At 66.7% G+C, this 15,075-nt stretch carries 15 protein-coding genes; 7 read left to right on the forward strand and 8 right to left on the reverse strand.

The window, feature by feature from the left end; all coding sequences use genetic code 11:
* Positions 1 to 43 precede the first annotated feature (43 nt).
* The 7 genes from pbN1_RS10640 to pbN1_RS10670 all read left to right on the forward strand — a co-directional run bounded on the left by pbN1_RS10640 (position 44) and on the right by pbN1_RS10670 (position 8,459).
* Complete coding sequence (locus tag pbN1_RS10640; RefSeq protein ID WP_169201591.1) at positions 44 to 1,192, forward strand: ABC transporter substrate-binding protein; 1,149 nt, start codon at positions 44 to 46, stop codon at positions 1,190 to 1,192.
* 129 nt (positions 1,193 to 1,321) lie between these two features.
* Positions 1,322 to 2,359 carry a branched-chain amino acid ABC transporter permease gene (locus tag pbN1_RS10645; RefSeq protein ID WP_169201590.1) on the forward strand — a complete coding sequence of 346 codons (1,038 nt, stop codon included), beginning with the start codon at positions 1,322 to 1,324 and terminating at the stop codon, positions 2,357 to 2,359.
* A 5-nt stretch (positions 2,360 to 2,364) separates the two neighbouring features.
* A complete protein-coding gene (locus tag pbN1_RS10650; protein WP_169201638.1) occupies positions 2,365 to 4,158 on the forward strand; it encodes a branched-chain amino acid ABC transporter ATP-binding protein/permease in 1,794 nt (597 codons plus the stop codon).
* The gene (locus tag pbN1_RS10655; protein ID WP_169201589.1) at positions 4,155 to 4,934 is read left to right on the forward strand and encodes an ABC transporter ATP-binding protein; all 780 of its coding nucleotides are present in this window, start codon (positions 4,155 to 4,157) and stop codon (positions 4,932 to 4,934) included. Before pbN1_RS10650 ends, pbN1_RS10655 begins: the two co-directional genes overlap by 4 nt.
* A 175-nt stretch (positions 4,935 to 5,109) precedes the next feature.
* Positions 5,110 to 6,207 (forward strand): alkene reductase, encoded by a 1,098-nt coding sequence (locus pbN1_RS10660; protein WP_169201588.1) that lies wholly within the window; start codon positions 5,110 to 5,112, stop codon positions 6,205 to 6,207.
* Between the two features lie 138 nt (positions 6,208 to 6,345).
* Entirely contained in the window at positions 6,346 to 6,624 is a 279-nt protein-coding gene (locus tag pbN1_RS10665; protein ID WP_053420808.1) for an HU family DNA-binding protein, read from the forward strand.
* A 443-nt stretch (positions 6,625 to 7,067) separates the two neighbouring features.
* Positions 7,068 to 8,459: a DEAD/DEAH box helicase gene (locus pbN1_RS10670; RefSeq protein WP_169201587.1), complete on the forward strand. Its 1,392-nt coding sequence runs from the start codon at positions 7,068 to 7,070 to the stop codon at positions 8,457 to 8,459.
* Between the two features lie 253 nt (positions 8,460 to 8,712).
* On the opposite strand, the gene nusB is transcribed toward pbN1_RS10670, so the two are convergent.
* The 8 genes from nusB to pbN1_RS10710 form a co-directional block, all read right to left on the reverse strand.
* The gene (gene nusB, locus pbN1_RS10675; protein ID WP_169118432.1) at positions 8,713 to 9,150 is read right to left on the reverse strand and encodes a transcription antitermination factor NusB; all 438 of its coding nucleotides are present in this window, start codon (positions 9,148 to 9,150) and stop codon (positions 8,713 to 8,715) included.
* Entirely contained in the window at positions 9,147 to 9,617 is a 471-nt protein-coding gene (gene ribH, locus pbN1_RS10680; RefSeq protein WP_169201586.1) for a 6,7-dimethyl-8-ribityllumazine synthase, read from the reverse strand. The genes nusB and ribH overlap by 4 nt, the downstream gene beginning before the upstream one ends.
* Positions 9,618 to 9,700: 83 nt before the next feature.
* Positions 9,701 to 10,789: a bifunctional 3,4-dihydroxy-2-butanone-4-phosphate synthase/GTP cyclohydrolase II gene (gene ribBA / locus pbN1_RS10685; protein ID WP_169201585.1), complete on the reverse strand. Its 1,089-nt coding sequence runs from the start codon at positions 10,787 to 10,789 to the stop codon at positions 9,701 to 9,703.
* Positions 10,786 to 11,391 carry a riboflavin synthase gene (locus pbN1_RS10690; protein WP_169201584.1) on the reverse strand — a complete coding sequence of 202 codons (606 nt, stop codon included), beginning with the start codon at positions 11,389 to 11,391 and terminating at the stop codon, positions 10,786 to 10,788. Before pbN1_RS10690 ends, ribBA begins: the two co-directional genes overlap by 4 nt.
* 102 nt (positions 11,392 to 11,493) lie before the next feature.
* Positions 11,494 to 13,308: a protein-disulfide reductase DsbD gene (gene dsbD / locus pbN1_RS10695; protein ID WP_169201583.1), complete on the reverse strand. Its 1,815-nt coding sequence runs from the start codon at positions 13,306 to 13,308 to the stop codon at positions 11,494 to 11,496.
* 101 nt (positions 13,309 to 13,409) lie between these two features.
* Positions 13,410 to 13,757: a divalent-cation tolerance protein CutA gene (gene cutA, locus pbN1_RS10700; protein ID WP_169201582.1), complete on the reverse strand. Its 348-nt coding sequence runs from the start codon at positions 13,755 to 13,757 to the stop codon at positions 13,410 to 13,412.
* A gap of 17 nt (positions 13,758 to 13,774) precedes the next feature.
* Positions 13,775 to 14,221 (reverse strand): universal stress protein, encoded by a 447-nt coding sequence (locus pbN1_RS10705; RefSeq protein WP_244856910.1) that lies wholly within the window; start codon positions 14,219 to 14,221, stop codon positions 13,775 to 13,777.
* Between the two features lie 11 nt (positions 14,222 to 14,232).
* Positions 14,233 to 14,976, reverse strand: a complete 744-nt coding sequence (locus pbN1_RS10710) for a TerC family protein (RefSeq protein WP_169201581.1) — start codon at positions 14,974 to 14,976, stop codon at positions 14,233 to 14,235.
* Positions 14,977 to 15,075: the final 99 nt, after the last annotated feature.

The raw sequence follows: 15,075 nt of genomic DNA on the forward strand, positions 1-15,075 counted from the left end.
GTCCGGGGTCGGCCGCTTATAAACCGAAGAGGAGGAGACACACATGAAGCTACGCACTTCAGTAATCGCGGTTCTCGGCATGGCTTTCGCGGCAGGTGCTGCTCACGCCGACATCAACGTCGGCGTTACCGTTTCTGCCACTGGTCCGGCCGCCTCGCTCGGCATCCCGGAAAAGAACACCATCGCGCTGATGCCGACGACGATCGGCGGTGAGAAAGTCAATTACATCGTGCTCGATGACGCTTCGGACACCACCGCCGCGGTGAAGAACATCCGCAAGCTGGTCTCCGAGGACAAGGTCGACGTCGTGCTCGGCTCGACGGTTTCGCCGAACTCGCTGGCGATGATCGACGTCGCCGCCGAATCCGGCACGCCGATGATCTCGATGGCCGCTTCGGCGCGCATCGTCGAACCGGTCGATGACAAGAAGCGCTGGGTGTTCAAGACGCCGCAGAACGACGCGCAGATGTCCACCGCGATCATCGAGCACATGACGAACAGCGGCGTGAAGACCGTCGCCTTCATCGGCTTCGCCGACGCCTACGGCGAAGGCTGGTACGAGCAGTTCTCGAGCGTCGCGGATGCCCGCAAGCTCAAGCTGGTGGCCAACGAGCGCTTCAACCGCAACGACACGTCGGTGACCGGCCAGGTGTTGAAGCTGATCGCCGCACGCCCCGACGCGATCCTGATCGCCGGTTCCGGCACGCCGGCGGCGCTGCCGCAGAAGGCGCTGAAGGAGCGCGGCTACACCGGCAAGATCTACCAGACCCACGGCGTTGCGAACAACGACTTCCTGCGCGTCTGTGGCAAGGATTGCGAAGGAACGTTCCTGCCGGCCGGGCCGGTGCTCGTCGCGAGCCAGCTCGCCGATAGCAACCCGGTGAAGAAGAGCGCGATCGAGTACATCACGAAATACGAGGCGGCAAACGGCAAGGGCAGCGTGTCGACGTTCGGTGCGCACGCCTGGGATACCGGCGTGCTGCTCGCCGCGGCGGCGCCGGAAGCGCTGAAGAAGGCGAAGCCGGGCACCAAGGAGTTCCGCGCTGCGCTGCGTGACGCGCTCGAGAGCGTGAAGGAAGTGCCTGCCGCGCACGGCATCTTCACGATGAGCCCGACCGACCACCTCGGTCTCGACCAGCGTTCGCGCGTGATGGTGCAGATCCAGAACGGGGCCTGGAAGCTCGTCAAATAATCAGTCGGAAACACGCTGAAGCAGACCGGTTCGGCGGCGTCGTCGGGCGCCGCCGAACCCGCTTTCGATGCATCGGAGACAGACCGGGTCCCGCCTTGGCAGGTTCTGGTCCGGTAACGAGGTTTGTCCATGGATTTCCAGATAGCTCTGCTGCTCGGGCAGGACGGCATCACCAACGGGGCGATCTATGCGCTGCTCGCGCTCGCGCTGGTGTTGGTGTTTGCGGTCACTCGGGTGATTTTTATTCCACAGGGTGAGTTCGTGTCGTACGGCGCGCTCACGCTGGTCATGATCCAGGCCGGCGCGATTCCCGCGACGGTATGGCTGCTGCTCGGCGCCGGGCTGCTCGCGGCGGCGCTCGATGTGCGTCTCGCGCTGCGCGCCGGCCAGCCCGGCCGGCTCGTGCGGCTCGTCGGCTGGTATGTCGCTTATCCGCTGGCCCTGGTCGCGCTGCTGTACACGCTGCCCGTCAAGGACTTCCCGATGGCGGCGCAGATCCTCTTCGCGCTGGCCGTCGTCGTGCCGATGGGACCGCTGATGTACCGGCTCATCTACCAGCCGATCGCCGCCGCGCCGGTGCTGGTCCTGCTGATCGTGTCGGTCGCGGTGCACGTCGCGATGGTGGGCCTGGGGCTCTTGTTCTTCGGCGCCGAAGGCTCGCGCACGCCGCCGTTCTCGGAAGCGCGCTTCGAAATGGGCCCGGTCATGGTTTCCGGCCAGACGATCTGGGTCGTGGTCTCGTCGCTCGTGCTGATCGTCGCGCTCTACCAGTTCTTCGAGCGCACGCTCTACGGCAAGGCGCTGCGGGCGACCGCGATCAACCGGGTCGGGGCGCGGCTGATGGGCATTTCGCCGGCGCTCGCGGGGCGGCTCACGTTCTTCCTCGCCGCGCTGATCGGGGCGCTGTCGGGCGTGCTGATCGCGCCGATCACGACGATCTATTACGACACCGGCTTCCTGATCGGCCTGAAAGGCTTCGTCGCCGCAATCGTCGGCGGGCTGGGGAGTTATCCGATGGCCGCTGCCGGCGCACTGCTGGTCGGCCTGCTCGAAGCGTTCAGCTCGTTCTGGGCCAGCGCACACAAGGAAGTGATCGTGTTCACGTTGATCATCCCGGTTCTGCTGTGGCGCTCGCTCAGAGGCCGCCACGTGGAGGAGGAGGAATGAAACCGATGTTCTCCCCGCGCCTGATTCTTGGCGTCTTTATCGCGGCGCTCGCGGTGGCTCCGCTCGCGCTGTCGCCGTTCTACGTCACGCTCTTGAACTACATCGGCCTGTATGCGCTCGTCGCACTCGGGCTCGTGCTGCTGACCGGCGTCGGCGGCCTGACGAGCTTCGGCCAGGCCGCTTTCGTCGGCCTCGGCGCCTACACCACCGCGGTGCTCACGACGGCGACCGAACTGCCGGGCTGGCTCGCGTGGGCGGGTGGCTCGCCGTGGCTCGCGCTCGTCGTCGGCCTGGTCTTCACCGCGGTCGTCGCGCTGGTACTGGGATCGCTGACGCTCAGGCTGTCCGGCCACTACCTGCCGCTCGGGACGATCGCCTGGGGCATCAGCCTGTACTTCCTGTTCGGCACGCTCGACACGCTCGGCGGCCACACGGGTCTGACCGGCGTGCCGCCGATCACGGTGTTCGGCTTCGAACTCGACCGCGGCGAAGAGCTCTACTACCTGATCTGGCTGTTCCTGCTGGCGGCGGTGTTCACGACCCAGAACCTTCTCGATTCGCGTGAAGGGCGCGCGATCCGGGCATTGAAGGGCGGCATGGTGATGGCCGAGGCGATGGGCGTGAACACCGCGCGCTCGCGGATGATCATCTTCGTCATCGCTGCGCTGCACGCCTGTGCGTCCGGTTGGCTGTACGCGCACCTGCAGCGCTTCGTGAACCCGACCCCGTTCGGCCTGCACATCGGCATCGAGTACCTGTTCATGGCGGTCGTCGGCGGGGCGGGCCAGGTGTGGGGCGCGCTCGTCGGTGCCGGCGTGATCACCATCGCCAAGCAGTGGCTGCAGGACGTGCTGCCGAGAATCTTCGGCCAGAGCGGCAACTTCGAAGTGATCTTCTTCGGCCTGATGATGGTCATCGTGCTGCAGCGGGCGCGCGACGGCCTGTGGCCGCTGCTGGCGCGGCTCGTGCCGGTGCGTGTCGTGCGCCGCGAACTCGACGCCGCCGCCGAGGCGCTGCCGAGAAAGCCGCTGCCGGCCAAAGGCGAAGTGATCCTCGAGGCCAAGGAGGTCACGCGCCGCTTTGGCGGCCTGGTCGCCAACAACAACATGAGCCTGTCGGTGCGCGCCGGCGAGATCCTCGCGCTGATCGGTCCGAACGGTGCGGGCAAGAGCACGATGTTCAACCAGATCTCGGGCGTCGATACGCCGACGTCGGGCGAAGTGCGGTTCCTCGGTCGCGCGGTCGCGGGGCGCGACTCGCGCGAGATCGCGCGCATGGGCATGAGCCGCACGTTCCAGCACGTGAAGCTCTTGCCGACGATGACGGTGCTGGAGAACGTCGCGATCGGCGCCCACCTGCGCGGCGACAAGGGCGTGCTCGCGTCGGCGTGGCGGCTCGACCGCAGCGAGGAAGCGCGGCTGCTGAACGAAGCCGCGCGGCAGATCGAGCGGGTCGGGCTGGCCGAGCACATGTTCGATGCGGCCGGCAGCCTCGCGCTCGGCCAGCAGCGCATCCTCGAGATCGCCCGCGCGCTCGCCGCCGACCCCTGCCTGCTGCTGCTCGACGAGCCGGCCGCGGGCCTGCGCTTCAAGGAAAAGCAGGCGCTTGGCGAGCTGCTGCGCAAGCTGCGCAATGAAGGCATCGGCATCCTGCTCGTCGAACACGACATGGACTTCGTGATGGGCCTCGTCGATCGCGTCGTCGTCATGGAATTCGGCGAGAAAATCGCCGAGGGCCTGCCGGAAGACGTGCAGAAGAACCCGGCGGTGCTCGAAGCCTATCTCGGAGGCGTCGAATGAACGCGAACACCCACGGCAGCAACCTGATCCTGAAAACCGTGCTGGAAGTGCGCGACCTGACCGTGTCGTACGGCAAGGTCGAAGCGCTGTCGAACGCCAACATCAAGGTCGGCGAAGGCCAGATCGTCACCGTCATCGGCCCCAACGGTGCGGGCAAGACGACGATGCTGTCGGCGATCATGGGATTGCTGGAGTCGCGTGGCAAAGTCGACTTCGACGGCACCATCGAAGGCGTGCCGGTCGTCGAGCGCATGGTGGCGCGCGGCATGAACCTGGTGCCCGAGAAGCGCGAGCTGTTCGGCGAGATGACCGTCGAGGACAACCTCGTGCTCGGCGCGTTCCAGCGCCATCGTTCGGGCCACCGCGACCACGCGCAGACGATGGAGGAGGTCTACCAGCTGTTCCCGCGCCTCAGGGAGCGGCGCAGCCAGCTCGCCGGCACGCTCTCCGGCGGCGAGCGCCAGATGCTCGCCGTCGGCCGCGCGCTGATGGCCAAACCCAAGCTCTTGATGCTCGACGAGCCGAGCCTGGGCCTCGCGCCGCTGATCGTGCGCGAGATCTTCCGCATCATCAGCGAGCTGCGCCGGCGCGGCGTGTCGATCCTGCTCGTCGAGCAGAACGCGCGCGCCGCGCTGCAGGTCGCCGACTACGCCTATGTGCTCGAGACCGGCGAGATCGCGATGGAAGGCCCCGCCCGGCAGCTCGCCGACGACCCGCGCGTCATCGAGGCTTATCTCGGCCTCGGCGGCAAGCATCAGGAAATGCTGTCGACCTGAGTGCAGGAGGTGCGGCGGCGCCCCGGCGTCCGTCGCACCCGTTGCCCGGCGGTCATGCGTCCGCCCTGTAAGTCGAAAACGGGCCCCGGGCAGCGCCCGCGCGGTGGCGCATCGCCCGCGAATGCTGGCAGAATGACCGCGGTTCGAATTTTCGATTCCCGCCCCAGGAGGCACCGTGAATTCCCGTCTGCTCCAACCCGTTCGCCTCGGCGCGCTGGAATTGCCGAATCGTGTCGTGATGGCGCCGCTGACGCGCTGCCGCGCCGACAATCCCGAATTTGCCCCGACCGAATCGACGGCGCGCTATTACGCACAACGCGCGAGCGCCGGCCTGATCGTATCGGAGGCGACGATCGTCTCGGCACAGGGGCGCGGCTATCCTTATACGCCTGGCATCTGGTCCGACCCCCAGGTCACCGGCTGGCGGCGCGTGACCGACGCAGTCCATGCCGCCGGCGGGCGCATCGTCTGCCAGCTGTGGCATTGCGGCCGCCTGTCGCTGACCGAATTCCACGATGGCGAACTGCCGGTCGCGCCGTCCGCGATCAATGCCGAATGGAAGATGTTCTCGGCCGAGGGGCTGAAGACGACGCCCACGCCGCACGCGCTGAGCCGCGAGGAAATCGCCGCGATCGTCGCCGACTTCGGACGTGCAGCCCGCAACGCAGTGCTGGCAGGCTTCGACGGCGTCGAGATCCATTCGTCGAACGGCTATCTGATCCACCAGTTCTTTTCGCCGATCGCCAACCGGCGCGACGACGAATACGGCGGCAGCCACGCGAACCGTGCGCGCTTCTTCTTCGAGGTGCTCGATGCGGTGGCCGCCCAGTGGTCGCCGTCGCGCATCGGCTTCCGGCTCAACCCAATGATGAACCGCTTCCATGGCATGCGCGTCGACGAGGACACGCTGCCGATGTTCGAGTACGTCGTACGCCGTGCCAATGCCTATGAGCTGGCCTATCTGCACCTGACCGAACCGTATCTGCCGAACCAGCTCGACGGCGCGGTCGGCGCGATCGACGAGGTGGCGCGCCATTTTCGCGATATCGCGACGATGGCAATCGTGACGAATGGCGGCTTCGACCAGGTGCGCGCCGAAGCTGCGCTCGCCGCCGGAATCTGCGATGCGGTCGCGTTCGGGCGCCCGTACATCTCGAACCCGGATCTTGTCGAACGCTTCCGGGTGGGCGCGCCGTTGAATGAGTGGGATGTGGATACCTTCTATCAGGGAGGCGACCGGGGCTATATCGACTATCCTACGCTCGGTGGATGACGGTTTTATGGCGGTGAAATCGCTGTTTTTCGTGTTGTATCCACGTTCGGGGCCAATGCCCCGACAACCGCGACGGTGCTAGAATCCGCGCGGTAAAGCTGCAATTCTGTACCACACACACACCAATCGAGGATAAGCATGAACAAAGGTGAATTCGTCGAGGCCCTGGCCGACCGTCTGGATGTTTCCCGTGCGCAGGCCGACCGGGCCCTGTCGACCGTGCTGGATATCATCGTCGAACGCATGGCTGCCGGCGAAAAAGTTGCCTTCACAGGCTTCGGCTCTTTCGAAGTGTCCGAGCGGGCTGCGCGTACCGGGCGGAATCCGCAAACCGGTGCCTCGATCAAGATCGCCGCGTCGCGCGTGCCGAAGTTCTCCGCCGGCGCTACGTTGAAGACCGCAATCAACAGCAAGTAAGAAGCCCGGCTTTTTCATGCCGAAGAAGGACCCGGCGCCTCCTGGCGTCGGGTCCTTCGTTTTTCTCTTTCCCGGATACGGAAAATCGGGTACCATCCGCATCGTTGTGCAATGCAGCAGTCGGTCTTTTTTCAGGTCTATCTCGCGGGATCAGGATTCCGCGGACCCAGCCGAGGGACTGTATCCACAGCCCCATCGCCCCCGACCCTCCCGTCGAACTCCATTCGTTCTTCTGATCGTATGGCATCGCGAATGCCGGTTGGTGCCGATGCGCGGTCGATTTCCGTCTGTTTTTCCGACGGAATCCGGCCGGCCCAAGCCCATCGCGCGCTTGCCGCCACCGCGTCCCCTATGGGACGGTGCGATGCTTTTTTATTTGCCCGATCACCCGGGCATCGATTCGGCACGACCATCCGTTGTGCCGGACATACAAGGAAGAACCCATGACGTTCCAGGAACTCGGCCTCCACGAAGCCCTGCTTCAAGCCATCGCAACCACCGGTTACACGGTCCCGACTTCGGTCCAGGAGCAGGCGATTCCCGCCGCGCTCGCCGGCGCCGACCTGATGGTGTCCTCGCATACCGGCAGCGGCAAGACCGCCGCCTTCACGCTTCCGAGCCTGCACCGCCTGATCGACCGCAAGCCTGCGCCTGGCGCCGGCCCGCGCGTGCTGGTGCTGACCCCGACGCGCGAACTCGCGCAGCAGGTCGAAAAAGCAGTCAAGACCTACGCCCGCAACCTGCGTTACCTGAACACCGCGTGCCTTGTCGGCGGCGCGCCGTTCTTCGCCCAGGCGAAGCTGCTGTCGCGCCCCGTCGACGTCGTCGTCGCGACTCCCGGCCGCCTCATCGATCACCTCAACCGCCGCAAGCTCAAGCTGTCGGACATCGAAGTGCTGGTGCTCGACGAAGCCGATCGGATGCTCGACATGGGGTTCGTCGAGGACATCGAGACCATCGTCGCCGCGACGCCGGCCAGCCGCCAGACCCTGCTGTTCTCGGCGACGCTCGACGGCGTGGTCGGCAACCTCGCGCGCAAGATGACACGCAATCCGCAGCGCATCGAGATCGCCGCGACGGTCGAGAACCGCGCGAACATCGAGCAGCGCCTGCTGATGGCCGACAACATCGTGCACAAGAACCGCCTGCTCGAATCGCTGCTCGGCGGCGATGACCTGCAGCAGGCCGTCGTCTTCACGGCGACCAAGCGCGGTGCCGAGGAGGTGTCGCTGAACCTGCAGGAAAAAGGTTTTTCGGCCGCTGCGCTGCATGGCGACATGCACCAGACTGCGCGTAACCGCACGCTGGACAAGCTGCGCCAAGGCCGCATTGGCGTGCTCGTCGCGACCGACGTCGCGGCGCGCGGCATCGACGTCGCCGGCATCAGCCACGTGATCAACTTCGACGCGCCCCGGCAGGTCGAGGACTACGTGCACCGCATCGGCCGTACTGGTCGTGCCGGCCGCGACGGCATCGCGATCACGTTCTCGGGGCCGCGCGAGATGGGGATCATCCGCGCGATCGAGCGCTTTACCGGCAAGCCGCTCGCGGTGCATGTGATCGAAGGCCTCGAGCCGACGCAACGCCCGTCGTCGCCACGTCGCGCGCCGACCAGTGGCAAGCCGGGCTTCGGCGGTCGCCCGGGCGGGTCGTCGTACGGCCGCGAAAGCCGTGACAGTCGTCCGGGCGCCGGCAAGGGCTGGTCGTCGGAGTCGCCGTCCGGAAACCGGGGCGGCTACGGTCGTGACGGTGGCGCCGGCCGCAGCGAAGGCAGCCGCTTCGGCGGCGACCGTCCGGACGGCGCCCGCCGCCCGCGTCCGGCTGCCCGCGGCTGAACGATCGAGCGGGACGACTATCCCAAGGGTCGTCCTTGCGACGAGGCGCGCGGCGCGTGAGCCGCTCACCTCGTCGTGTAGCCGGATCGGTTGCTCGACGTTGTATGCCGGAATGAAAAAAGCGCGGAACCGCCACAATGCGGTTCCGCGCTTTTGCTTTTTGGCGTCGCGTCGCGTCGCGCAGGGTCCCGTGGTCGCAGCGTTGCGCGTCCGGCGGGGCCGGACACTGCTGCCACGGCCCGCGCCGCCGGCTTCAGCTGCGGCCGGCGCTGACTTCGGTGGCGCGCAGCTGCGCCGCGAGCTTGTCGAGGACGCCGTTGACGAAACGGTGGCCGTCCGTGCCGCCGTAGCCTTTCGCCAGCTCGATCGCCTCGTTGATGATGACGCGGTAGGGAGTGTCGAGATTGTGCTTGAGTTCGTGCGTCGCGAGCAGCAGGATTGCACGTTCGACTGGCGACAGTTCATGCACGGCGCGATGGATGAACGGCGCGAACTCTGCCTGCAGGTCGTCGACGTTGTTCAGCGTGCCGCGCAGCAGGCTGATGAAGAGCTCGCGGTCGGCCTTGTCGAAGCCCGAGACCTGGCTGACATGCTCCTCGATGAGCGGCATCGAGTTGGCCGAAAGCAGCCACTGGTAAATCCCCTGCAGCGCGAATTCGCGCGCCCGGCGGCGGGCAGCCTTGCCGCTCATTGGAGCTGTTTCAGCAGCTTGGCCATCTCGATCGCGGTGCGGGCGCAGTCGGCGCCTTTTTCCTGCATCCGCGCGAGGGCCTGGTCGTCGTCTTCGGTCGTCAGCACGCCATTGGCGATCGGCATGCCGGTGTCGAGCCCGACACGGTTGATGCCGCTGCCCATCTCGTTCGAAACCAGCTCGAAGTGGTAGGTCTCGCCGCGGATCACCGCGCCGAGCGCGATCAGCGCATCAAAGCGGCCGCTGCGCGCCATCGTTTGCAGCGTCAGCGGGATTTCCAGCGCCCCCGGAACGGTGGCGATGCGCACCAGTTCCGGCGACACGTTCAGGCGCAGCAGCTCGGCGGTGCACGCCGACAGCAGGCCTTCACAGACGTCCTGGTTGAAGCGGCTCATGACGATGCCGACGCGCAAGCCGCGGCCGTCGAGATCGGTTTCGAATTCGGGGATGTTGTCGTAACGGGCCATGTTCGATTCTTCAATGACAAAAAGGCCGGCAGCACGGTCGCGATGCGCGACGGCTCCCGGCGCGGAGGCTCAGGGTAACACCCTCAGGGGCGTTCGACGAAGCCGGTGATCTCGAGGCCGAAGCCGGCCATGCTCGGGATCTTGCGCGGGCTGGCGAGGAGCCGCATCTTGCCGACCTTCAGGTCGCGCAGGATCTGCGCGCCGACGCCGAAGAGGCGCGCGTCCCATTTCGCCGCGAGCGGGGTGTCACCGCGCAGGCCGGCGAGCAGTTCGCTGCCCGACTGCGGCCGATAGAGCAGCACGATGACGCCCTGTTCGGCTTCCGCCAGGCGCGCCATCGCCTGATTGACAGGGAAAGTGTGGCGGCCGCTCTCGGGATCGATGAAGTCGACGACCGAAATCGGCTCATGCACGCGCACCAGGGTTTCGCGCTCGGGGCGTATTTCGCCGTGCGAGAGCGCGAAATGCACTTCGCCGGTCGTCTTGTCTTCGAACGCAGCGAGCCGGAAGCGGCCATACGGCGTCTCGACGTCCTTTTCGGCGACGCGCTCGACCAGGTGCTCGTTCGCGGAACGGTACTCGATCAGGTCGCGGATCGCGCCGATCTTCAAGCCGTGCTCTTTCGCGAACTCGACGAGATCCGGCAGCCGCGCCATCGTGCCGTCGTCCTTGAGGATCTCGCAGATCACCGACGCTGGTTCGAGCCCGGCCAGCGCAGCGAGGTCGCAGCCCGCTTCGGTGTGGCCGGCGCGGATCAGCACGCCGCCCTTCTGTGCCATCAGCGGGAAGATGTGGCCGGGCTGGACGATGTCGGCCGGCTTGGCGTGGCGCGCGACGGCCGCCTGCACCGTGCGCGAGCGATCGTGTGCGGAAATGCCCGTCGTGACGCCTTCAGCCGCCTCGATCGAGGTCGTGAAAGCGGTGCCGTGCGGCGAGCGGTTGTCGCGCACCATCAGGTGCAGGTCGAGCTGGCGGCAGCGCGCTTCGGTCAGCGTCAGGCAGATCAGCCCGCGGCCGAATTTCGCCATGAAGTTGATCGCTTCCGGCGTCACGTGTTCTGCGGCGAGCACGAGGTCGCCTTCGTTCTCGCGATCTTCCTCGTCGACGAGCACGACCATGCGGCCGGCGCGGATGTCCTCGATGATCTCGGTGATCGGGGCGAGTGCGCTCATTGTGCGGACTCCTCACGCCAGGCGAGCATGCGTTCGACGTAACGGGCGATGAGGTCGATCTCGAGATTGACGCGACTGCCTGCGGCGAGGTGCTTGAGATTGGTCACGGCCACGGTGTGCGGGATCAGGTTGATCGAGAATTCGCGGCTTTCGACGCGGTTCACCGTCAGGCTCACGCCGTTGACCGTGATCGAACCTTTCTTCGCGATGTAGCCGGCGAGCGTTGCCGGTGCCCGGATCACGAGGTCGTGGCTCTCGCCGACCGGCGTGAAGCTCACGACTTCACCGACGCCGTCGACGTGGCCGGTGACGAGATGGCCGCCGAGCCGGTCCGCGAGGCACAGCGCCTTCTCGAGATTGACCTCGTTGCCGACCGCGTCGAGGCCGGTGGTGCAGTTCAGCGTTTCACGCGACACGTCGAACTGCACGCGGCTGCCGTCGAGCGCGACGACGGTCAAGCAGACGCCGCTGTTCGCGATGCTGTCGCCGATGTGCACGTCGGCGAGGTCCAGTCCGTCGGCATCCACGGTCAGGCGCACGCCGTCCTGCAGGGGTTCGATACGTTCGATTCGGCCGCAGGCGGCCACGATTCCGGAAAACATGATGGAGGGACGGGCGAGTGGGTGAGCAGCGATTGTAGGCGAAAGTCGGCGAAAAACGGTGGATTGCCAGTCGCTTTCCGTCGCGGCCTCCCTGCGCCGGGTTCAGTGCAGCGCGCGGTCGAGCAATTCGCCGAACGGCTCCGCCGCCATGAATCCGACGACGCGCAGGCCTTCGCGCTCCTTGCCGTCGCGATCGAAGAAAATCATTCCCGGCGGACCGAACAGCGTGAAACGCTTCAGCAGCGCCTTGTCGTCGTCGCTGTTCGCGGTGACGTCGGCCTTCAGCAGCAGCATGCGGTCCATGCGCGCCTGCACCGCGCGGTCGCTGAACGTGAAGCGCTCCATCTCCTTGCACGACACGCACCAGTCAGCGTAGAAATCGAGCATCACCGGGCGGTCGGCGGAGGCGAGGCGTGCGTCGAGTTCGGCGACGGACGCGACTTTCTCGAAACGCGGCGCATTGGCGACGGGCGCCGACGCTTCCGCCCGCAGCACCGCGAGCGGCTGCAGCGGGTCGCGCGAGCCGGCCAGCGCCCCGACGAACATCGCCGCCCCGCCGATCAGCATGATGACGCCGGTGCCTTTCCAGAAGCGCGCCCAGCCTTTCGCGTGCGCCGGCAGCGGGTCGATCGCGTGCAGGAAGATGCCCGAGAACAGCAGCAGCGCCGCCCACGCGAGCATCGTCACGAGCGCCGGGACGACCGGCGTCAGCAGCCACACCGCGACGCCGAGCAGCATCACGCCGAAAGCTTTCCTGACGCCTTCCATCCACGGCCCGACTTTCGGCAGCACCGAGCGCGCGGCGACACCGACCGCGATCAGCGGCGCGCCCATGCCGAGCGCCATGACGAACAGAGCGAGTCCGCCGAGCGTCGCGTTGCCGGTCTGCGCGATGTAGAGCAGCGCCCCGGCGAGCGGCGCGGCGACGCACGGCCCGACGATCAGCGCCGACAGCACGCCCATGATCGCGACGCCGCCGAGACTGCCGCCTTTCTGGTGATTCGCGGTCGAGCTCAGGCGGCTTTGCAGCGCGCTCGGCAGTTGCAGCTCGTAGAAGCCGAACATCGACAACGACAGCAGCACGAACACCAGCGCGAAGGCGCCGAGCACCCACGCGTTCTGCAGCGCGGCCGACAGCAGCGTGCCGGAGATGCCCGCCGCGATGCCGGCCACGGCATAGGCTGCCGCCATGCCGAGGACGTACACGAGCGACAGCGCGAAAGCGCGTCCGCGCGAGATGTGGTGGCCGTGCCCGACGATGACGCCCGAGATGATCGGGATCATCGGAAAAGTGCAGGGCGTGAAGGCGAGCAGCAGGCCGAAGCCGAAGAAACTCAACAGGACCAGCGGTACGCTCGCGTCACGCAGCAGGCCGGCAATGCGGCCGCTTTCGTCGCCGCTCGGAGCCGTCCCGGAGCTTGCGCCCGCCGTGTTGCCGGGCGACAGGAGGCGGTCGATCAGGCTGCCGCCCGCCGCTACCGGCGTCGCCGTCAGGTCGATGTCGGTGCTCTGCTGCAGCGGCGGGTAGCAGATGCCGCCGTCCCAGCAGCCCTGGCTCGTCGCGGTCAGGCGGAACGCGGTGACGCCTTCGGCTGCGGTGACCGGCAGCAGGATCCTGATCCTGTCGCGGTAAGTCTCGACATCGCCGAAGAATTCGTCGTGCCTGATCTTGCCCGGCGCGCGTTCCGGAATGCCCAGTTGCACGGCCGGCGGGTCGGCGGTGAACTTGAACTTGTCGCCGTAAAGATAGTAGTCGTCGGCGATGTCGAACGTGATCTCGACGGTGGCGGGATCTAGCGCGCGAGCAGCGAAGCGGAAGGCTTTTTCGGGCTCGATCGGGCTGCCTTGCGCGAATGTCGGCGGGAGCAGGGCAAGCAGGCTGGCCAGGGCGGCCAGCAGTAACAGGAGGCGGCGCATCGGTGCGGGAAGGGTGTCGGAATTAGTCGGATTCTGGGGCGTGGCCGGCAACGGGGCCTGAACCGGGATCAAGCCGTTCGAAGATGACGCACTGCGCGCGATCACGGGGTCGGTCTGCGCCCGGTGGATGCCAGAGCCGTCTCTGCGGCCACCCAGTCGAGATAAGCAGGCAGACCCCGCACAACAGGGACCGCGATGATCTCCGGAAGTTCGTACGGGTGCGCGGCGCGGACCGCGGCTTCGAGCGCCGCGTAGCGGTCGGCGCTCGTCTTGATGAGCAACGGAACTTCCGCCGCCTCTTCGATCGCGTCGTGCCAGCGATAAACGGAACGGCAGGGCGCGAGCATGTTCACGCACGCGGCGAGCCGCTTTTCGACGAGATGCGACGCGAGCGCACGGGCACTCGCCTCGTCGGGAAGATTCGTCAGGACGACCAGCACTTCGTTCATTCGCGGGCTCACCCCTTTCAACTCTCGGCGGCCGGCTTGACGAGCGTCACGGGGATCGTGGAGCGCTTCAGCACCTCGTGTGCCACCGAGCCGAGCACCCTCTGCAGCAGCGCGGTGCGCCCGTGGGAGCCCATGACGACCTTGTCGAAACCGTGTTCCTTCGCGTAGCGGGTGATTGTGTCCGCGACATGGCCGACCGCGACGTGGTGGGTGTAGGGAACGTGCGCTTCGTCGAGGATGTGGCGCGCGGGGGCGAGCGCCGCGAGCCCTTCGTCGCGATGGTAATCCTCGAGCTCCTCCGGGCTGACGAACAGCCGCGCATGGCCCGAGTCGATCGGAATCTGCACGTTGAGGAGGTGGATGTCCAGCTGCGCGTCGCTGCGATAGAGCGCCAGCACGTGCGCCACGGCGCGGTTCGCGTTGTCCGATCCATCCACGGGTACGAGCACTTTCATCATCGCCATCGCAATCTCCTTTACTTGTCGCCCGGGCGCCCGGCGCGCGGGTCGTCGACCGCCAGTTCGACCAGCGGCGGCGGCGCCGCGCCACGCCTGGCGAGCCAGCTGCCGAGCACGACGACGAACGCCGCGCCGATCACCGACGTTGCATAGTGCAGCCACGACGGCATCTCTTCGACCCACGGCCTGACCGTCACGTCGCCGACCAGCATGCCGCCGGCGATCCAGCCGAGCAGCGCCGCGCCGAGCGTGATGACGACCGGGAAGCGGTCCATCAGCTTGAGCACGAACTTGCTGCCCCAGACGATGATCGGGATGCTGATGACGATGCCAAAGACCACCAGTCCGAGATCGTCTTTTGCCGCGCCGGCCACCGCGATGACGTTGTCGAGGCTCATGACGGCGTCGGCGATGATGATCGTGCGGATCGCGCCGAGCAGGTGCGGCGCGCCCTCGACGCCCGCGTGGCTGTCGCCTTCCTCGGGCTGCATCAGCTTGAGGCCGATCCACAGCAGCAGCAGCGCGCCGATGATCTTCAGGAACGGCAGTTCGAGCAACTGCAGCGCGAAGAAGATCAGCACGATGCGCAGCGCGATCGCGCCGACAACGCCCCACGCGATGCCCTTGCTGCGCTGGTGCTCGGGCAGCTTGCGGCACGCCAGCGCGATGACCACCGCGTTGTCGCCGCCGAGCAGGATGTCGATCGCGATGATCTGCAGCACCGACACCCAGAATGCGCCATCGGTCATGAATTCGAACACGTGTGAACTCCTTGCTGATGGGGGCCGGCCGGCGCCGCGTGCCGCTCCGTAGTCGCTATGTTCCGCACGGTACGCGCGCTTGGCAATCCGTATATGCCG

Source organism: Aromatoleum bremense, from assembly GCF_017894365.1.
Lineage (GTDB): Bacteria > Pseudomonadota > Gammaproteobacteria > Burkholderiales > Rhodocyclaceae > Aromatoleum > Aromatoleum bremense.